Here is an 18,167-nt window from a genome sequence, read left to right on the forward strand (position 1 = left end):
CTGCAATCCTCCGACAGCTGCACCCCAATGGACGAAAGAAGGCGGCTGACCTCGCGAAGAAGAGCGGAGGCAAGTACACGCAGCAGCAGATCGAAGATGCTATGCGCAACAGCGGGAACAGTCAGTACAAGGAAGATATCACTGCAGGTCTGGTCGTTCGAGACCCAAATAGTCCCAATGCATTCTTCGATAAGGACGCGCCGTTCACAACAAGCGATAACGGAACGAGCTTCGTCCAGATCAATCGCGATGGCTTGGCATTGAACCCTTCGCGTGTTGATCCGGACTTGGCTGCGTTCATTCGAGCGAATACCGGAGGGGCCAGTTCTCCTTACTACGATCTCGTTCCAATCAAGCCGACTTACCCTTCGCTGACTCAAGCAGGTAAGAGCGGTGAGCAGCAGTACCAGATGCTGACGGCCAACGGCCAGTCGTTCCGTTTGGCAATTGCTGACTGCCCTGCTGTCAGTTGCCAGAATACTGACAACATCGCTCGATACGGCCTTAGTTCGATAGATCAAATTCAACTTGATGCCTATACGTCAGCGCTGAAGAAGGAACAGGCAAAAGATGCAGTTAAAGGAGTGGTCGCCGTAGGAGTTGCTGTGACCGCTCCGGTGACTGTGACTGGAGCAGTGATAGGCGGTGCTGTGATCGGTGGGGCGTCAAGCGCAAGCGACCAATATATCGATCATGGCGAAGTCGACGGCGGTAAGGTTGCCCGTGACACCGTCATTGGCGGGTAGTTGGTGGAGGAACGGTGCTGGCGGCAGGGGCAATCGGGGTGGTCATCCAGAAAACTGGTAAGACTCTGGACGAATTGGTTGCGGCCAAGATAATTTCTAAATCCGATGCCGATGCGTATCTCGCAGGGAAGGTGCCCACATCTCCGACCGATTTGAAAGCCTCGGTCTCCCCGTCTGGTGATAAGCTGTCCCTTGACAAGGGGGCAGCAGCCAATCCGGATAATCCATTGCTGGCCGATGCCATGACGCGAAATGGTGATCGGCTCGTGGTAAATCAAGGTAATATTCCTACATGTGGGCACAATTCCTGTGCGATGGTAGGCGACACGCTTGGAGTGCCGGTTGATTTGTATGCGCTGGTGAAGAATTTCCCCCCGAGTAAAGACGGTATTGTTATTGATACGGTCGCAAGCGCCCTCAAGGCTTCTGATATTGCTGCGCAAGCCTATCGCAGGCAAACAGTCCAAGATCTAGCGGAGTTCACAAGCGATGGAGTCCCAGTTATTGTTAGAATCAAGAATGGAACCGGGACATTCTCGCATTTTGTTGTTGTTGACGGCGTCACCGTCCGTGAAGGTGTTGCTGTTGTTGCAATTCGAGATCCGCACGGTCTTCAATACTTTAGTCCAGTGGAGACGTTTAAAAAGTCATTCACTGGAGAAGTCGCCGTTCCAAAGGGGCCAAAGTGAGTAATAAGCTAACGTTGAAGGCGAAGTTTCCTTCCGATTTCCTGACCGTAGAGATGTTGAAATTTTCCTCTCTGCCCTGTATCTGTAAAATTGGCAAAGGCCGATTTCTGATTGAATTCATCGATCCTCTTCCTCAGGTTGTTGGTGAAGTTGAAGAATTTAATTTGTCGGAGATCGATCAACGCGCGCCGGCGGGCGGGGGGGGTGAATATATTCATTATTCGTTTGCGTTGATCACGCTTCATTCGCTTGGCGATGATTTGTTCTCTATAGAAGATCTTTCTCTGTTCAAGCGTCTTTCACCAGGCTGGTTCCCGATAATGATAAATGGCGATTGGGCATTGCCATTTGGGGGCGATGAACCAAAGGTTCGAGAGGGAACTGCGAATGCAAAGAAAATTGGTCGGAAGGCCGCAAGAAAGCAAGAAATTCTCATGACTGCGCTTAAGGGTAAGGCTGAATAGTCGTTTGATGTGTTTTGCCTGGTTGGTGAAAAATTCTTAAAAGCGAGCGATGAATCACGTGATGCCTGGTCAGCTGAAACTGATGCCCGACTATCACTGTTTTCCGCTTTGAGGCGATTGCGAGAACATTGATCCGGACTCTTTGCCCCTCTCTGAAGAGTTGCGTGCGGACCTGATGACTTGGGCATTGGCATTCGACGCAACGTTGGTGAGGGATGACCCGCTTTCCTCCGGCTTTCCGACTGACGCTGATGAGTTTGAGTTCATGCGCGAAGGACAGCGCTTGAGGGACTGCCTTCAAGCGGAGTTGGGTGCCAGGTCTTGCGTGACATTGGTGGTCTGAGTCGAGAAGCAGGAGAACCTTGTGCGCGTGGGACTCACTGGCGGAAGCACCCTCTTTGAGCTGGGCACCGTCTCCGACATGGTGCTCTTCGACTGCATCCGTCTCCACGCGATTCCAACGACGCCCAAGGCTCACCGGGCGCTGATCGACGATCGCCTCTTCAGGCGTTATCTGCGGTCGAGCGAACTGGACGTCGCCGCGGAGATGCTGCGGCTCGCGAGGGTGAAGTTGTCGACGCTCCCGGTCTCCTCGATCGACTGGGCGCCTGAAGGGCGTATCGAGTCAATGCTGGACCGAGCAGCGGGGGATCTCGCATCGCTCGTCGGGCGCTACTTCGAGGCCTTCGACCGATGCTCGGAGTCGGCGAAGCTATTCCTTGAGACCTTCAACATCGAGCAGCCGGTGAGGGCCATCAGATCGGACACGGCATGGTTCGCTTGGGAGAAGTGCAGGCCATTGGAGGCGTATGAAGCGCTCGACGGTTTGCCGTTCTGGATTGAATGCGGATCAATGGATTGAAACCGGTGTGGGAGCTTGAGCCGGGGAAACGCTGCCGTGTTGCGCCTTTCTCCCCGCATAGACTCCCCCGATGCTCACCGTCCACCACCTCAACAATTCCCGCTCGCAGCGGGTCCTGTGGCTGCTTGAAGAACTTGGGCTCCCGTACGAGATCAAGCACTACCAGCGCGACCCGAAGACGATGCTCGCGCCGCCCGAGTTGCGCGCCGTGCACCCGCTCGGCAAGTCCCCGGTGATCAGCGACGACGGGCTCGTCATCGCCGAATCCGGCGCGATCCTGGAGTACCTCGTCGACCGCTACGGCGACGGCCGCTTCAAGCCCGCCGTCGGCACGCCCGACGCGCTGCGCTACCGCTACTGGATGCACTACGCCGAGGGCTCGGCGATGCCGCCGCTGCTGCTCAAGCTGGTCTTCGACCGCATCGAGCGCGCGCCCGTGCCGTTCTTCGTGAAGCCGATCGCCAAGGGCATTGCCGCGAAAGCCAAGGCGACCTTCGTGCAGCCGCAGATCGACAACCACATGAACTACCTGGAAGGCGAGCTCGGCAAGAGCCCGTGGTTCGCGGGGCAGGAGTTCAGCGCGGCGGACGTGCAGATGAGCTTCCCGCTTGAAGCCGCCGTGCAGCGCGGCGGCGCCGCGGCGCGCCAGCCGCGCATCACCGAGTTCCTGAAGCGCATCCACGCGCGGCCCGCTTACCAGCGGGCGTTGGAACGCGGTGGTCCCTACGCGCTGGCAGCCGGCAAGCAGCCTGGCTAACGCGAACCGATGAAGTCGGCGATAGAGAGGCCGATGTCCGCGCAGATCTTGTGCAACAGGAAAGAGCGGATGTCGCGGCCGGCGTGAAAGGGCACCGTGGTGGTCCTGCCGTCCGCATGGCGGAAGAAGCGATGTGCTCCCTTGCCGGGGCGTCGCACGAATCCAAGCGCGAGCAGGATCCGCTCAACCTCCCTGGCACTGAGCACCGGCAGGCCGGCGCCCATGACCTCACTCCATGCGGAACGTGGTGTTGAACGCGATGCCGCCCTCGATGCTCACCAAGCCTTCTTCGGCAAGCATCTGCAGCACCTCCGTCAGGTTCTCAAGGACCTCGGCGACTGTCGCGCCTTGCGTGTAGGCACTGCGAACCTCGGGCACGCTGCCAACCAGGATGTCGCTGTCAGGCTCGCGCTCGATCAGGGCATTGAAGATCATGCGCGGGAGCATAGCGCCGCGCACGACGGGCAGGTGACGCTGACGCAAGGAAGGAACTTGAAGCATGACGCCTCCGGACTGCTGAATTGATGCAAGCAGTCTAGGAACGGACGGCTCTTCCGATTTCGACGCGCCGCCTGTTTCTGAAGCGGACCACGTTTGCGTCAAATGCGCGCCAACGAACGGCGAGTTCTGATGCGAGGATCGGACAAAGTCGTCCACTTTCGCTTTTGGTGCTCGCCGGATCTGCTATCTCTGCTTCGCCAAGAACGCCGCCACCAACGCATTCGCATGCCCGTGGCCCATCTCGTGTTCCGTCTTCAACAGCGCGACCAGTTCCATGTGCTTCATCGGCCCCGCCGTCTTCAGCACGCCCATCCAGTGATCGATAGGCTGTCCGTACTTCTTCTCGATGGACGGGAAGTAGGACGCGGGGCCTTTGACTTTCTCTTCGGTGCTCATGAATCGCTCCTGGTTGGCTGGTGATCGTCGGGTCAGTGCCTGACCTCATCCTCACGACGATCGATCCGCGCCGTTTTCGACATGGTCTTCCGCTTCAGCTGACCAGCGACCACAGCAACGCCGCATTCGCTCCGGTCACCAGCGCGAAGAGCCCCCAGCTCAGCACCCGCACCACCGGCCCGTTGGCGAATTCGCCCATCACCGCGCGGTCGCCCGTCAGGCGGATCAGCGGCCACATGGCGAAGGGCAGTTGCAGGCTCAGCACCACCTGGCTCGCAACCAGCAGCTGTCCGACCGCCGCCTCGCCGAACCACCACAGGCCGATGAACGCCGGCACCAGTGCCAGGAACCGCGTCGCCAGCCGGCGCTGCCAGCACGGGATCTTCAGCCGGAGGAAGCCCTCCATCAAGACCTGACCCGCGATCGTGCCGGTGAAGGTCGAGCTCTGGCCCGCCGCCAGCAGCGCCACGCCGAACAGCACCGACGCGATGGAGCCGCCCACCAGCGGATCCAGCAGGTGGTACGCGTCCTGGATCTCCGTCACCTCGGTGTGCCCGTGTGCGTGGAAGGCCGTCGCGGCCAGGATCAGGATCGCGGCGTTCACCATGAGGGCCAGCGTCAGCGACACCAGCGTGTCGATCGTCGACAGCTTGATCGCATCGCGTTTGGCCGACGCCGTGCTCCCCACGCGCCGCGTCTGCACGATCGACGAGTGCAGGTAGAGGTTGTGCGGCATCACCGTCGCGCCCAGGATGCCGATGGCCAGCAGCAGCGCCTTCGGGTCCTGCACCGCGACGCCGTTGGGCACGAAGCCCTTCGCCACCGCCGCCCAGTCCGGCCCGATCAGGAACAGCTGCACCGCGTAGCAGACGCCGATCGTCATCACCAGGCCGAGGATGATCGCCTCCACCTGCCGGAAGCCCCGGCCCTTCAGCCCGAGCACGATCACCGTGTCCAGCGCCGCGATGCCGACCCCCGCCAGCAGCGACATCCCGAACAGCAGGTGCAGCGCCAGCGCCGTGCCCAGCACCTCGGCCACGTCGCAGGCGACGATGGCGAGCTCGGCCATCACCCACAGCGGCAGGCGCACCGCGGGCCGGTAGCGCTCGCGGCAGGCCTGCGCGAGGTCAAGACCCGACACCAGCCCCAGCCGCAGCGACAAGGTCTGCAGCAGCATCGCCGCCAGGCTCGACGCCAGCACCACCCACAGCAGCGCATGGCCGAAGCGCGAGCCGGCCTCGATGTCCGTGGCCCAGTTGCCCGGGTCCATGTAGCCGACCGAGACCAGCAGCCCCGGCCCCGCGACGCGCAGCAACCGCTTCCACAACGGCGCGCCCTCGCGCAGATCGATCGAACCGTGGACCTCGGAGGGACAGAACGGGGCGGTGGCGGTGGTGGGCAGGCCGAGCATGGGGCGGATTCTCGGGGCAGAACGCCGCCCGTCTCCTCATCATCACTTTGAAGGATGCCGGTGCGGGGGGGCGCTGTCAGCATGGGTCAACGCAAGGCGCGAGGAGGGGCCATGGCCCAGAGAGACATCAACCAGGCCGGGCTGGATCTGATCAAGGGCTTCGAGGGCATCGTCGACGGCGATCCGGCCACCGTCAATCTCGATCCCTATGCGGATCCCGTCGGCATCTGGACCATCGGCTGGGGCCACGCCATCCGGCAGGGCGGACGCTTCCTGACCGGCGACGGCGACAAGGCCGCGGCCTACGCGCTGTACCCCGGCGGCATCACCGACATCGAGGCGGAAGACCTGCTGCGCGCCGACCTGATGGACGCCTCCCGCGACGTGGAGCACCTCGTCAAGGTGGGCCTCACCGACAACGAATTCGCCGCCCTGGTCAGCTTCACCTTCAACGTCGGCAGCGGCAACCTCGGCGCCTCGACGCTGCTGCGCCTGCTCAATACCGGCGACAAGGGCGCGGCCGCGGAGCAGTTCGGGCGCTGGGTCCTCGCCAAGGGCGTCGTCCTCAACGGGCTCAAGCGGCGCCGCGCGGCGGAGCGCGAGCTCTTCCTCACGCCATGAGCGCAGCCAGCCCCATGAACCCGGACCGCCTCATGCCCGCACCCCGCCACCTCCTTGCGAGACGCCCATGACCGTCAAGTTGTCCTCCCATGCGAAGGTGCTGCTCGTCACCGTCGTCGTCCTCGGCGCGATCGTTGCCACCTTCGTCGGACTGAGCCCCGGCGCGCGCGCCTCGCGGCTCGCCGACACGCGCATCAACGAGCAATTCCCCTTTCCACGCCTCACCGAGCCGACCTGCGACCAGATCCCGTCGCCCACCGCCATGGCCTTGTGGATCGAGGGCATGGACACCGGCATCAAGGCCGTCGGCTGCGAGGACAACCCGCCGGTCGCGCGCTTCGACTTCCGCCACGTGCGCCCGCCCGGCCAGTCCGTCGAGGTGGACCGCGCCGTCTGGGGACTGATCCTCGGACATCCGCTGCGCACCGTCGCCGAGCCCCGTACCCTGGCCTACAAGATCGTCCTGACCCCCGAGGGCGGCGCCCCCCGGCGCATCACGCAGCCGGGCAGCCAGTTCAGCTTCGTCATCTTCGAGTGGTGGGCGCCGCTGGCGCTGGTCGTCGTGCTGCTCGTCTGGGGGCTCATCGTCTACCTCGCCGGACACTCGGCCCTGCTGCGCGACGTCGGTCAGGCCGACCTGCCGCTGGAGCGCCGGACCTTCAGTCTGGCGAAGACGCAGTTCGCCTGGTGGTTCGCCATCGTCTTCGCGTCCTTCGTGTTCCTGTGGCTGGTCACCGGGCAACTGCCGAGCGTGAGCCCGCAGGCCCTCGCGCTGATGGGGATCTCGGGCGCGACCACCGTCGTGGCCGTCGGCATCTCGAACGGCCGCGAGGTCGCGCCCGGCCGCGAGGGCGTGTTCTTCCACGACATCCTGGCCGATGCCGGCGGCGTCGCCATCCAACGCCTGCAGATGGTCGTCATGACCGCGGCGCTGGGGATCATGTTCCTGATCGAGGTCGCGACCGAACTCGCGATGCCCGAGTTCGACGGCTCGCTGCTGACGCTCATGGGGCTGAGCGCTGGCGCCTACGTCGGCATGAAGGTGCCCGAAGACCTGTCCGGCAAGGCCGGCGCCGCCGAGGACGGCCCGGCCGCCGATCCGAAATCCGGCTACACGCCGACCCCCTGATCGTCCGGAGAAGGAGCTCCCCATGCGTCGCGACATCCTGCCCATCGGCATCGCCGCCGTCCTGACCGCCGGCTGCGCCGGCAATCCGATCGTCGACATCGACGCGCCCGGCTTCAGGGTCGCGACCACCAAGGAAAGCGGCAAGGAGATCGACACGCTGCCCAAGGCGCAGCAGTTCGCCAACCTGGTCCGGGCCACCTACCAGGAGGCCATCCGCGACCAGTCCGCGCAGGCCCAGGCGTCGTTCTCGGGCCTGCTCTGGCTGGGCGCCGGCATCCTCGGCATCGCCGCCGGCCATCCGCACCGCGACGCGATCCTGGTGCCGTCCCTCGTCGGCGGCACCTTGCTCGGGCAGTCCCGCATCCAGCTCGATGCCCGCCGCGTCCAGGTCTGGAACGAAGGCATCCGGGCGATCGATTGCGCGAAGGATGCGTCCCTGCCGCTGGAGATCAGCGCGAAACGGTACGCGGAGATCGACGCGAGGCAGGAGGTCCTCGGCCAGCAGATGGACCGCACCGAGCGGGCCGCGCAGGCGCTGCGCGACCTGGTGGCCAAGGCCATCGCCGACAAGGCCTCGGTGCCCATCACCAGCGGCGCGGAAACCCTGCTCGCCCAGTCGGCCGTGGCCATCAAGGACGCGTCGACGATGCGCGGCAGCGCGCTGACCTTGCTCGACGCCCTCAGCGGCAAGGAACTGAGGCAGGCCGTCTACCGCATCGCGCAGGCGGTGAACAAGGCGATGGAATCGCTGCTGGTGAATCCCGAAGCCGCGATGGACGCGGGACTGAAGGGCTACAAGGACTTCGCCGCGTCGATCGCCCAGGGCGGCGAAGCCATCGCGGGCAAGGCGGCCACGGCCGAGTACACGCCGGACGCCAAGCGGTCGGTGGCCCAAGGCGACAACGCCAGCGACATCGACGCGGCGGCTCGGACCCTGGCCAATGAAATGGTCGCGCTGGAAGCCGCCCGCGTGGCGGTCTCGGGCGTGCTGTCCACCGTCGATGTCTCGGGCGTGCCCAAGGCGCTGAAGAAGTGCGGCGTGACCGACGTCGTCGCGGCGATGGCGCTGGCGCCGCGCGAGCTCGAGTTCGTGCTCAAGGGCGCCGTCACCGGTCAGCGCATCCACGTCACCGGCGGCTCGCCGCCCTATCGCTTCGAAGCCCAGGAGGAGGGCAGCGCCGACCTGCTGCTGCTGGTCGATACCGGCAACACGGACAGCCGCTCGGTCCGGTTGACCCCGGCCACCACGGCGGGGACCTATCACTTCCGGGTGTCGGACACGAGCGCGATCAGGCAGACGCAGTGGCTCGTGGTGCGGGTCAGGGAGGCCGCCGCGTCCGCGCCGGCCGAGGATCCGAAGAAGAAGGGGACCGTCACCGCGCCGCCTCCGCCCGCACCCCCACCGAAGAAGCCCGACCCGGCCGCGTCGGCGTCGGCGCCCGCTCCCGCTCCCGCTCCCGTGGGCGCGGCCTCGGTCGTGGTGGTCGCACCGCCGGCGCCGCCGGCCTCCGACGCCGAAGCGAAGAAGGCCCAGGGCGCTCGTGTCGATGCCGCCTGGCGCGCGCTCGACGCGTCGCTGAAGGCCGGTGGCGGCCTCAAGGGCACGGTGGCCGGCACCCAGTTCAGGGTGGCCTCGACCGAATTCGCCACCGCCAGGTTCTTCGTGACCCTCAAGTGCGATCCGATGCCCGCGCAGGGACTGCCCGTCAAGGACGTGCGCAGCCTCCTGACGGCGGCGAACAAGGACGCCGTCAAGTCGCTGGTCGCCGACAAGGCCCTGTCGCCCGACTTCACGCAGATCGACCTCACGCGCAGCGCGCCCTGCGTCAAATCGTGACCCCGTCCGATCGCAGCCGGCGGTCGCCCGTGCCGCCGGCCCGTCAGACCTGGGCCGCCCGCATGCGCGCGCAGGCCCTGCGGATGGACGAGGCCCTGCTGGCCGAAGCCAGGACCAACACCGAGGCGGCCGCGAAGGACGTCGCCTTCCTGTTCGGCCTGGCGCGCGAGATCTGCCTGACGCGCGCGCCGGAACTGCTGGGCGCGCATCGGGACGTGGTGTCCCTGGCCCCCGGCTTCCGGCAGCGCGGCGACGGCGCGACCTGGTCCGTCACCAGCGACGTCTGCATCGTGCTGGTGGTGCGGGAGAAGCGCGCCTTGCCCGCAGACTCGCCGGCGCGCCTGCCGCGGTGGCTGGTGACCTTCGCCGATCGCGGCGCAGGCCGGGTGCCTTTCGCGATGCCGATCGACGTGCAGGACAGCGGGTCCTACCACCGCAGCGTGCCGCACGGCGATCGGCGCGTCAGCGTGCACCACGCGGGTCACGCGATGCCCGAGCGAGGCAGCTTCGCATGCCTGGTCCGGCTGTCGGAACCCGGCGGCGTGCGCGACTGCCTGCTGAGCGCGCAACACGTGTTCTCGCCGTCGCCGGACGGTGACACCGGCGCGGTGTTCGGCGGCCTCGAGGTGAAGGAATTCGTCACTGGATCCACCCTCGCGCGCACGCTGGAGGTCGGAGGGCTGATCGATGGCGACGAGGCGTCGACCCGGCCCAGCTTCGACGTGCAGCTGGCGGAGATCCTCGACCCGGCGGCGGTGGCGCGGCTCGCGGCCTTGGGACGCTTCGACCCCGTCCACCCCTGGGTGCGCTCCGTGGAAGAGCTGCTGATCCTGGACCGCGACCACTGGTTCGAACTGCTGTCGCCGCGCGAGGGCGTGGGGTCGATACGCGTGACCGTGAGCGTCACGCCGCATCTTCCGGTGCCCTTGCCCTATGAACTGGCCGGCACCCCGCGCAACGTGGTCCGCACGCTGTACCAGACGGAGCTGATCGGCTTCGAGGCGATCGATGCCCAGGGCTCGCGCCCGGGCGACAGCGGCAGCCCCATCGTGCTGGTCGGCGCGGACGGCCGCATGACGCTGGTGGCCATGCACATCGCCGGCGACGACGGCCTGGCCTGGGCCATTCCCGCGTGGCGGCTCTTCGACCTGTCGAACTGGCTGCCGCTGCCCGCCGGGGCGACCCTCGCGCCGATGGATGCGCGCTGACCGCCGGATCGCCTCACCACCTGAGCGCCTCACCACCTGAGCGCCTGACCGCCTGAGCGCCTGACCGCCTGTGGGGGACCGTCGGATCGCCGGACCGCTATAGTCCCGCCTCCTTCGCAGTTCCCGCCTTTGCGTCGCGACCCATGCCCCTGGCCGACCTCCGCGCGGCGATAGCCGCCGAGCTGGCCGCGACGCCCGAGTTCTACGATTTCCGCGTGCTTCGCAGCACGGCCGACGGCGCGCTCTGGCGCGTGACGCTCGAGCCCGACTACGTCTACGCCGAAGGCCAGCGGCCGGGGCAGGCGTCCGCGCACACGCTGCTCGACGAGCGACTCGAAGGCGCGTCCGCGTGGTGGGGCGCGCCGACCAAGGGCAGCGCGACCGTGCGCGCCGTCGTCGTCGAGGACGACCAGCTCGTGCTGCAGAACGCCAGCGCCCCGCCGCCGGGCGAAGGCCATCTGCTGCGCATCTATCCGCCGAGATTCCTCAATGCCGTCGCCGACGCATGGCGCGACGACACCTGGGCGCGCCGCGCCGCCGATTGCTGGCCGGGACTTTCGACGCCGCACGTGCGCGCCGACGCGCCTTCGCTCGACGGCTCACCGTTCCGATGGCTGCGGCCGGCGCAGCGCGACGCGCTGAAGCTTGTCGGCTTCCACGACGCCTTCCTGTGGGGCCCGCCCGGCACCGGCAAGACGACGACGCTCGGCGTGCTGCTCGCCGAATACCTCGACCGCCGTCCCGCGGCGCGCGTGCTGCTGCTCTCGACGACCAACCACGCCGTGGACCTCGCGACGCTCGCCGTCGACAAGGCGCTGCAGAAGGGCCGTCGCGAGCCTCTGCGTCCGACGGTCCAGCGCCTGGGCTCACGCTTCGATGCCGATGCCTACGAGGGGCGCGGGCATCTGATCCCGTCGTCGGGCACACCGTCGCCGCAGGTGCTGGAGCGATGCCGGCTCGCCACGATGACGACGACCCGCGCCGCCTTCACGCTGAAGACGCTGCGCGAGCTCGCACCAGATGGCGAGCCGCCGTTCGACCTCGTCGTCTTCGACGAAGCCAGCCAGGTGAGCCTGGCCCACGCGCTGGCGCTGATGCCGCTGGGCCGTGCGCGGCTCTTCGCCGGAGATCCGCAGCAGCTCTCGCCGGTCCTGCGCAGCGAGGACCGCTTGGCGCGACAGTGGCTGGGACGCTCGCCGTTCGCGGCGATGCCGCGCGGCGGACAGAGCGGACAGAGCGGACAGAGCGGACAGAGCGGACAGAGCGGACAGAGCGGACAGAGCGGGGAAAGTGGGCAAGTCGGGCAAGCCGAGCAGAGCGGCCAGGGCAGGGGACCGGTGGCGATGCTCAACGAGCAGTCCCGCATGGCCGCGCCGATCGGGGCGCTCGTCAGCGACCTGTTCTACGACGGCGCGCTGCGCGTCGCCGCGGATGCGCTGGCATCGGAGGCGTGGCACCAGGCGCGCGCCCGGGCGCTCGGAGACATCCCGGCGGACGTCCACGTGAAGGTGCATCGCATCACGCGCGAGGGCTTCTGGTCCGCGAAGGATCGCGGTCCGATCCGGCGCGAGTCCGCCGATGCGATCGCGGCGCTCATCGCCGAGGCGCTCGTGAGCGGCGACTGGGCGCCGCACGAGCTCATCGTGCTGACGCCCTTCCGCGCGCAACGGGCGCTGATCCGGCAGCGGCTGGATGCGCTCGGCGTCGATGAGCGCGTGAGAGTCAGCACCGTCCACCGCGCACAGGGCAGCGAGGCCCCGGTGGTGTTCTTCGACCCGGCCGACGGCACGCAGCCCTTCCTGAAGACGGAGGAAGCGCGCCGGCTGCTCAACGTCGCGCTGAGCCGCGCGCAGGCGAAGGTGGTGATCTGCCTCTCGTCGGCGGACCTGACCAACGAGGTGCTCGCGCCGATCGTGCACCGCATGCGCCTGGCCGGCGATCCGCGCGAGGCGGTGCCCCTGCTGACACTGGCGAAGGCGCCGGACTTCCCGTTCAACACGCGCGGGCTGCGCGTGGCCGCGGGGCGGCTTGTCGGCGAGGTCGATCGCATCGCGCCTGACGGGGCGCGGTTCTGGATCATCAACGAGCGCAGCGGCAACGAGGTCGTGATCGACGCCGAGTTCTGGCGCCAGAAGTAGGCGCTGGAAAGGCCCATCGCCGCTCGGCCTCGCCACTTGGCCATCCCTTCGGGCGCCAGAAATGGGCGCCACAAAAGCAAACGCCCCGCGGAGCGGGGCGTTCCTGGGCGAGGGCGGCGCCGGTGGGCGTCGCCGTTCAGCCTTCGATCAGACCGGCACGCGGCGCAGCATTTCCACGCCGACGTCGCCGTTGGCGACTTCGCGCAGCGCGGTCACGCCGGGCTTGTTCTTCGACTCCAGCTTCGGCGCGTGGCCTTGGCTCAGCATGCGGGCGCGGTAGGTCGCGGCAAGCACCAGCTGGAAGCGGTTCGGGATCTTGGTCAGGCAGTCTTCGACAGTGATGCGGGCCATGCTGGTTCCTGAAAGTCGGGGTTATTCGGTAACGTCGTCGATGAGGTCGAGCGCGCGGAAGACGGTCGACCGGTTACGGCGTTGGGTCGCGTATTTTAGCCGCTGCGCCTGGACAATCGATTTCAGGTCGAAAATCGCCGTCTCGAAGACGGCATTGATGACCACGAAATCGAAGTGTTTCGCCTGCGCGACCTCTTCGCGCGCGGTCTTCATCCGCTTGGCGATCACCTCGTCCGCGGTGTCGCCGCGGCGGATCAGGCGCTGCTTCAGTTCCTCCCAGCTCGGCGGCAGGATGAAGATCAGCACCGCGTGCGGGAACAGCTGCTTGATCTGCAGCGCGCCCTGGTAATCGATCTCCAGCACGACGTCGTCGCCATGCGCGAGCCGCGCCTCGATCGCCGCGCGCGAGGTGCCGTACAGGTTGTCATGGACATGCGCCCATTCGAAGAACTCGCCGCGGTCGATCATCCCGCGGAACTCGTCCTCCGTGACGAACAGGTATTCGCGGCCATGCTGCTCCTGCCCACGCGGATCGCGCGAGGTGTGGGAGACGGAGACGCTCAGCTTGGCGTCCAGCTCCAGCAGCGCCTTCACGAGGCTGGATTTGCCCGCGCCGCTCGGCGCGGCGACGACGAAGAGATTGCCCGGATATTCCATCCCTAGATTTTAGGGGGCTTCAGCGACCTCCAGCGACCAGCCAGGCCTGCCAGCGGCGGGCCACGTCCACGTCGCCGGCTCCGGCGCCCTGTGGGTCCGGATCCCCCAGCCGGGCCGTCAAGACCTGCCACGCGGGCTTGCCGCGCGCCTGCAGCAGCACGTCGCGCACGACCAGCGCCGCCCTTGTCCGCGTCAGCGCGTCGGGCGAGCCCAGCAGCGGCGTCACCGCCGGCAAGGCGGCTTCGCCTCTCTGGACCAGCATGAACACCGCGACCGTGTAGGGACCGTGCAGCTCGTCCGGCAGGTCGTTGATCGTGCGCGCCAGCGCCTCCGTGGCGCGCGGATCGTTCAGGCGGGCCAGGCCTTGCGCGCCCCGTCCCCGCACGAGCGGGTCCGCATCGGCGAGCAGTCCCGCCAGCGCCTCGGCCGATCTGGGATCGGCGATCTCGGCCAGCGCCTGGGCGATCTGCGCACGCGTCGTTGCTGAGGCCTGGGGCAACGCGGCCACGAGCGCCGCCGTGGCCGCCGCCCCTTGACCCACCAGCCCAGCGAGCGCCAGTGCCCGCGCGTTCGGATCAGCCGCGTCCAGCTGGGTCACCAGGTCGTGCGGCGGGGTGCGGTTCGAGGGCTGGGTCATGTCAGGGTCCCGCTGGGGCCGGCACGGGCACCGGGGCGGCGCCCGGCGGTGCGGTGTCGGTGAAGGTGAGCAGCACCCGCCGGTTCATCTGCCGGTTGGCGTCGCGCGACTGGTCGGCGCCGACGGCCGGATTGCCGCCCTGGTCGCCGGTGCCGGCATCGGCGGTGGCCGCGGTGGAGGCGCCGTGGGTGATGACGATGCCGTCGATGCGCGCCGCATCGATGCCGCGCGCGAGCAGGCCGGCCTCGACCGACGCCGCGCGTCGCCCGGACAGGTCCACGTTGTACTGGCTGGCCCCGCCGACCTGGTCCGCGAAACCCTCCAGCGACACGTGCACCGTGGGGTTGCGGGTCATGTACGCGAGGAACGCGTCGATCTTGCCGGCCTCGGCGGGCGTGAGCACGTCGCTGTCGAAGTCGAAGTAGAAGGTCACCGGCTCGTGCACGTAGAAATCGCGGTGGCGCTCGAGCGCTTCGTCGAAGGTCGCGGACGTCCCCCCGACGGCGACCGCCCGTTCGTTCTGGACGACGCCGGCGCGGACCTGGAAGCCCCAGTTCAACGAGCCATAGACGACGCCGGTGTCCTCGCTGCGGGCCACGGTCTCGAAGGAGAAGTCCCGGTTGTTGGGACCGGTCGTGCCCGGCGCATCGAACATCTGGGCCGAGCGGATGTCCGCCGGATCGCTCGAACGCTTGAAGCCGGTCTGCTGCGCGCCGCCGCCCGGTCCGAACGGATAGTTCGGCGACAGCGCGCTGCCCGGGGCCGCGGCCGCGCCGCCGCCGAAGGGCTGGTGGAGCGCGTCGATGAAGAAGCCGCCTTCGACGCCGCGTGTCGTGTCCTCCTGCGTGCGCAGTCCGGGATCGCCGAGCGCGCCGCGCGGCGCCTGCAGCGCCCCCATCGTGGCGATGGCGACGTCGGCGCCGGCATCGGTGTCGCGGACGACCTGGACCAGGGAGATGACGTTGGCGTTCGGCGCGTCGACGTCCGGGATGAAGCGGATGGTGCCGCTCATGCCGCTGGGCGTGGGCGGGGTGTTGGTGACGCCTTGCTGGGTCGCCATGCCGATCTCGAAGCCGCCCAGCGGCACGGGCATGCTCTGCATCAGGTCGCGCTGGATCAGCGGCGGACCGCCGCGCGCGCTGATGCCTCCGGTGACGCCCGCGCCGGTCGCGCCGCCGCCCTGCTGCACGGTGTGCGTCAGCTCGTGCGCCATCAGGTCGCGGTCCTGCGGGCCGTGGCCGGCACCGAAGTAGATGTCGCCGCCCAGCGTGAAGGCGCGCGAGCCGAGGTCGCGGTTCAGCGAGGCGGCCTGGCTGCCGCTGTGCAGGCGCACGTGGCCCAGGTCCATGCCGAAGTGGGGTTCCATCGCGGCGCGCGTGGCCGTGTCCAGCGGTCGGCCGTCCGAGGGCAGGGCGGACAGGGCGGGCGCGGAGGCGCCGCGAGGGGCCTCGGCGGGAGCTGCAGCGGAAGAAGCCGCAGGAGAAGCGGACTCGCGCACGCGATCGGCCATGCGATCGGCCTCGCGCTCGAAGCTGTCGCGCGACCGACCCAGGGCGACGGTGCCGCCCGGCACGGGGCGGACGGTGGCCTGCTGCAGGAAGCGCGGCGTGCCGGCCTTCGGGGATCGGCGGCCGCCGGCCGGTTCGCCGCCGCGGCGCGCGGCGGCGCCGGCGGCATGGGTCTTGTAGGTCATGGCTCCTCCTGTTGCGAGCTCGCGCGCCGGCGCCGCCACCACGACACGAGCGCCACCGCGACCAGCGCGAGGTAGGCCCAGCCGAGCCACGGCATCAGCCCTTGCGAGATCCACGCCGGCACCGGCCGGTCGCGCCCGGTCCACCAGCCGGCCAGCGCGATCGCCACGATCACGGCGATCGCGAGCACCCAGCGCGCCACCGGCGTCAGCAGGCGGAACAGGTCGACGCGACGGCGGGGCGGGTGTTCAGGCATGAAGGTCCTCGGTCCGTGGGCAGGGGCAGGTCAGAAGGCCTGCGAAAGGCGGAAGAACTCCGACGTCGGCTCGACGGCGCCGAGGTTGACGTCGGGCACACCGGGGCGGGGCCGGATGTTGAAGCGCGGTTGCAGGCGATAGGTGCTCGTGGGTGGCAGTGTCGTGCCGTGCGGGATGGCGGCGCCGCGGGCTTCCACGATCCCGCCGTTGCGTGCCAGCAGCGGATAGCCCGCGAGCTGGTTCTCGGTGAATGGTGCGCTTGCGCTGAGCTTGGAGTCAAACGCGATCAGGCGACCGTCGAGCCGGCTGCTGCCGAGGTTGTCGGCGATGAAGAAGAAGTCCGCCGGTTGCCCGTTGTCCAGCAGGGGGCGGATGCGCACCTGGCGCGAGACCCCGTCGAAGTTGTCGGCGAGGAACTCGTTGCCCATGTACTCCGCCGTCCGGCCATAGGAGCCGCTGCCTTCGACCGCGCTCGCGCGGGCGCTCCAGCCTGGATCGTCCCTGCGCAGCCGCGAGGCCCCCATTTCCTCGCGCCCGGCGATCTCGGGCGAGGCGGTCGCTTCGCGGTGCATGGAGAGCACGTCGTCCGCCGCGCCGCCGCCGGGCAGTTCCGGACCGGCGCGCAGGCGGGCGACCACGTCGCGCTCATTGGCCGCGCCCTTGAACAGCGCCTGACGCTGTTCCGGCGTGTGGAATCCGAATTCGTCGAGCACCTCGTCCATCGTCTTGCCTTCCGCGGACACGCGGGCGGCGAAGGCATCCCGCACGCCCTGCTCCGCCGGGGTGAAGCAGTCCGGGCACGGGATCGGCAAGGCGCCATTCGAGCGCCGCACGCAGCCGCCGCCCGGCAACTCGACGATCTCGTGCTCGCCCAGCGTGGCACGCTGGTTCGGCGGCTGGCCTTCGACGAGATTGGGATGCTCGTCCACGAAGGCCACTTCGTTGGCCGCCTCGCGTGGCGTGATCTGGTCGCTCTCCATCCGCGAGCTGCGCGACACCGACGCGTCCCGCTCCGCGCCGGTCGCGGGCGGCGTGTCCTCGACGCGTGCGCGGCTCTCGGACGCGGAGGGCATGGCCTCGTCGGAGGCGGCGGGAACGGCATCGTCCGCGGCCGCGGGAACCGCGTCGTCCGCGGCGGCCGGCATCGGCTCGTCGACGGCGCCCGGCGCATGGACGTCGTCCGCGGCGCTGGCCACGCGCGCCTCGCCCGCCAGCGCGCCGCCGGGTGCGCGCGCCTCGGCCCACACCGCGGCACGGGCCTCGGCCGACGCGTTGCGGGCCATGCCGAGGTTGGCGATGTCGTCGCCGACGATGAAGCTGCGCGAGAAGCGGCTGCCGAAGTACTCGCGCGTGCCGGACCACGCGCCGCGCACACCGCGCCCGACGCTGCCCGGCAGACCGCGCACGCCGCGCGCCACGGCGCCCGGCAGGGCCCGCGCACCGCGCGCCACCGCGCCGGGCAGGGCCCGTGCGCCTCGCGCCACGGCGCCGGGCAGCGCGCGTGCGCCGCGTGCGATGGCTCCCGGCAGGGCGCGCACGCCGCGGCCGGCCGCGCCGAGGCCACGCCCGACCGCGCGTCCCGCCGCCACGGTGCCGCGCGCGATGCCGCGCCCCGCGGCCACGGTGCCGCGGCCGATCGCCCGGCCGGTCGCGACGGCGCCGCGACCGATGGCACGCCCCGTCGCCAGCGCCCCGCGCCCGATCGCGCCCGGTGCCGCGCGCGCGCCGCGCGCCAAGGCACCCGGCAAGGCGCGCACGCCGCGGGCCGCCGCGGCCGGCAGCGCGCGCACGCTGACGACGCCCGGCACGTGGAAG

The 18,167-nt window shown here is 68.5% G+C and carries 21 protein-coding genes; 11 read left to right on the forward strand and 10 right to left on the reverse strand.

Features of this window, described 5'->3' with window-relative positions; all coding sequences use genetic code 11:
- Positions 1-101: 101 nt before the first annotated feature.
- From AC07PR_RS13925 to AC07PR_RS13950, 6 genes are all read left to right on the forward strand, one after another.
- Positions 102-746 (forward strand): hypothetical protein, encoded by a 645-nt coding sequence (locus AC07PR_RS13925; protein ID WP_377152869.1) that lies wholly within the window; start codon positions 102-104, stop codon positions 744-746.
- A gap of 14 nt (positions 747-760) precedes the next feature.
- Entirely contained in the window at positions 761-1,435 is a 675-nt protein-coding gene (locus tag AC07PR_RS13930; protein ID WP_495135633.1) for a cysteine peptidase family C39 domain-containing protein, read from the forward strand.
- A 14-nt stretch (positions 1,436-1,449) separates the two neighbouring features.
- Positions 1,450-1,899, forward strand: coding sequence for a hypothetical protein (locus AC07PR_RS13935; RefSeq protein ID WP_495135634.1), 450 nt, complete (start codon positions 1,450-1,452; stop codon positions 1,897-1,899).
- 127 nt (positions 1,900-2,026) lie between these two features.
- A complete protein-coding gene (locus tag AC07PR_RS13940) occupies positions 2,027-2,242 on the forward strand; it encodes an immunity protein CdiI family protein (protein ID WP_495135652.1) in 216 nt (71 codons plus the stop codon).
- 27 nt (positions 2,243-2,269) lie between these two features.
- A complete protein-coding gene (locus AC07PR_RS13945) occupies positions 2,270-2,761 on the forward strand; it encodes a hypothetical protein (RefSeq protein WP_495135635.1) in 492 nt (163 codons plus the stop codon).
- A gap of 70 nt (positions 2,762-2,831) precedes the next feature.
- Positions 2,832-3,518, forward strand: coding sequence for a glutathione S-transferase family protein (locus tag AC07PR_RS13950; protein ID WP_495135636.1), 687 nt, complete (start codon positions 2,832-2,834; stop codon positions 3,516-3,518).
- Here AC07PR_RS13950 and AC07PR_RS13955 read toward each other — a convergent pair.
- From AC07PR_RS13955 to AC07PR_RS13970, 4 genes are all read right to left on the reverse strand, one after another.
- On the reverse strand, positions 3,515-3,742 hold the full coding sequence (locus AC07PR_RS13955) for a type II toxin-antitoxin system HicA family toxin (protein ID WP_431051590.1): 228 nt from the start codon (positions 3,740-3,742) through the stop codon (positions 3,515-3,517). The genes AC07PR_RS13950 and AC07PR_RS13955 overlap by 4 nt on opposite strands.
- A gap of 4 nt (positions 3,743-3,746) precedes the next feature.
- Entirely contained in the window at positions 3,747-4,175 is a 429-nt protein-coding gene (locus AC07PR_RS13960) for a type II toxin-antitoxin system HicB family antitoxin (protein WP_483107227.1), read from the reverse strand.
- 27 nt (positions 4,176-4,202) lie between these two features.
- The gene (locus AC07PR_RS13965; RefSeq protein ID WP_483107226.1) at positions 4,203-4,415 is read right to left on the reverse strand and encodes a DUF4287 domain-containing protein; all 213 of its coding nucleotides are present in this window, start codon (positions 4,413-4,415) and stop codon (positions 4,203-4,205) included.
- A 94-nt stretch (positions 4,416-4,509) separates the two neighbouring features.
- Entirely contained in the window at positions 4,510-5,826 is a 1,317-nt protein-coding gene (locus tag AC07PR_RS13970; protein WP_495135637.1) for an Nramp family divalent metal transporter, read from the reverse strand.
- A gap of 111 nt (positions 5,827-5,937) precedes the next feature.
- Here AC07PR_RS13970 and AC07PR_RS13975 point away from each other — a divergent pair, with 111 nt between their 5' ends.
- The 5 genes from AC07PR_RS13975 (at position 5,938) to AC07PR_RS13995 (ending at position 12,759) form a co-directional block, all read left to right on the forward strand.
- Positions 5,938-6,447 carry a lysozyme gene (locus AC07PR_RS13975; RefSeq protein WP_377152887.1) on the forward strand — a complete coding sequence of 170 codons (510 nt, stop codon included), beginning with the start codon at positions 5,938-5,940 and terminating at the stop codon, positions 6,445-6,447.
- 67 nt (positions 6,448-6,514) lie between these two features.
- On the forward strand, positions 6,515-7,576 hold the full coding sequence (locus tag AC07PR_RS13980; RefSeq protein WP_495135638.1) for a hypothetical protein: 1,062 nt from the start codon (positions 6,515-6,517) through the stop codon (positions 7,574-7,576).
- Positions 7,577-7,598: 22 nt separating this feature from the next.
- Positions 7,599-9,413, forward strand: coding sequence for a hypothetical protein (locus tag AC07PR_RS13985; RefSeq protein WP_495135639.1), 1,815 nt, complete (start codon positions 7,599-7,601; stop codon positions 9,411-9,413).
- A 29-nt stretch (positions 9,414-9,442) separates the two neighbouring features.
- Positions 9,443-10,621 (forward strand): hypothetical protein, encoded by a 1,179-nt coding sequence (locus AC07PR_RS13990; protein ID WP_495135640.1) that lies wholly within the window; start codon positions 9,443-9,445, stop codon positions 10,619-10,621.
- 143 nt (positions 10,622-10,764) lie between these two features.
- Positions 10,765-12,759: a DEAD/DEAH box helicase gene (locus tag AC07PR_RS13995; RefSeq protein ID WP_495135641.1), complete on the forward strand. Its 1,995-nt coding sequence runs from the start codon at positions 10,765-10,767 to the stop codon at positions 12,757-12,759.
- Positions 12,760-12,906: 147 nt separating this feature from the next.
- On the opposite strand, the gene rpoZ is transcribed toward AC07PR_RS13995, so the two are convergent.
- The 6 genes from rpoZ to AC07PR_RS14025 form a co-directional block, all read right to left on the reverse strand.
- Positions 12,907-13,110 carry a DNA-directed RNA polymerase subunit omega gene (gene rpoZ / locus AC07PR_RS14000; RefSeq protein ID WP_058936171.1) on the reverse strand — a complete coding sequence of 68 codons (204 nt, stop codon included), beginning with the start codon at positions 13,108-13,110 and terminating at the stop codon, positions 12,907-12,909.
- 21 nt (positions 13,111-13,131) lie between these two features.
- On the reverse strand, positions 13,132-13,767 hold the full coding sequence (gene gmk, locus AC07PR_RS14005; RefSeq protein WP_483107221.1) for a guanylate kinase: 636 nt from the start codon (positions 13,765-13,767) through the stop codon (positions 13,132-13,134).
- A 19-nt stretch (positions 13,768-13,786) separates the two neighbouring features.
- Positions 13,787-14,404 carry a HEAT repeat domain-containing protein gene (locus AC07PR_RS14010; protein ID WP_495135642.1) on the reverse strand — a complete coding sequence of 206 codons (618 nt, stop codon included), beginning with the start codon at positions 14,402-14,404 and terminating at the stop codon, positions 13,787-13,789.
- 1 nt (position 14,405) lies between these two features.
- Positions 14,406-16,097 (reverse strand): eCIS core domain-containing protein, encoded by a 1,692-nt coding sequence (locus tag AC07PR_RS14015; RefSeq protein ID WP_495135643.1) that lies wholly within the window; start codon positions 16,095-16,097, stop codon positions 14,406-14,408.
- Positions 16,094-16,351: a hypothetical protein gene (locus AC07PR_RS14020; RefSeq protein ID WP_495135644.1), complete on the reverse strand. Its 258-nt coding sequence runs from the start codon at positions 16,349-16,351 to the stop codon at positions 16,094-16,096. The genes AC07PR_RS14015 and AC07PR_RS14020 overlap by 4 nt, the downstream gene beginning before the upstream one ends.
- Before the next feature lie 30 nt (positions 16,352-16,381).
- Positions 16,382-18,167 (reverse strand): TrbL/VirB6 family protein (locus AC07PR_RS14025; RefSeq protein ID WP_495135645.1); only part of this gene is annotated, 1,786 nt, incomplete at its 5' end.

It is taken from the genome of Roseateles sp. GW821-FHT09H11 (assembly GCF_059415845.1).

Coding starts and splice junctions, on each gene's coding strand:
- AC07PR_RS13925 (WP_377152869.1), top strand. CDS start 102: ATGCGCAACAGCGGGAACAGTCAGTACAAGGAAGATATCACTGCAGGT.
- AC07PR_RS13950 (WP_495135636.1), top strand. CDS start 2,832: ATGCTCACCGTCCACCACCTCAACAATTCCCGCTCGCAGCGGGTCCTG.
- AC07PR_RS13955 (WP_431051590.1), bottom strand. CDS start 3,742: ATGGGCGCCGGCCTGCCGGTGCTCAGTGCCAGGGAGGTTGAGCGGATC.
- AC07PR_RS13965 (WP_483107226.1), bottom strand. CDS start 4,415: ATGAGCACCGAAGAGAAAGTCAAAGGCCCCGCGTCCTACTTCCCGTCC.
- AC07PR_RS13970 (WP_495135637.1), bottom strand. CDS start 5,826: ATGCTCGGCCTGCCCACCACCGCCACCGCCCCGTTCTGTCCCTCCGAG.
- AC07PR_RS13975 (WP_377152887.1), top strand. CDS start 5,938: ATGGCCCAGAGAGACATCAACCAGGCCGGGCTGGATCTGATCAAGGGC.
- AC07PR_RS13980 (WP_495135638.1), top strand. CDS start 6,515: ATGACCGTCAAGTTGTCCTCCCATGCGAAGGTGCTGCTCGTCACCGTC.
- AC07PR_RS13985 (WP_495135639.1), top strand. CDS start 7,599: ATGCGTCGCGACATCCTGCCCATCGGCATCGCCGCCGTCCTGACCGCC.
- AC07PR_RS13995 (WP_495135641.1), top strand. CDS start 10,765: ATGCCCCTGGCCGACCTCCGCGCGGCGATAGCCGCCGAGCTGGCCGCG.
- rpoZ (WP_058936171.1), bottom strand. CDS start 13,110: ATGGCCCGCATCACTGTCGAAGACTGCCTGACCAAGATCCCGAACCGC.
- gmk (WP_483107221.1), bottom strand. CDS start 13,767: ATGGAATATCCGGGCAATCTCTTCGTCGTCGCCGCGCCGAGCGGCGCG.
- AC07PR_RS14010 (WP_495135642.1), bottom strand. CDS start 14,404: ATGACCCAGCCCTCGAACCGCACCCCGCCGCACGACCTGGTGACCCAG.
- AC07PR_RS14015 (WP_495135643.1), bottom strand. CDS start 16,097: ATGACCTACAAGACCCATGCCGCCGGCGCCGCCGCGCGCCGCGGCGGC.
- AC07PR_RS14020 (WP_495135644.1), bottom strand. CDS start 16,351: ATGCCTGAACACCCGCCCCGCCGTCGCGTCGACCTGTTCCGCCTGCTG.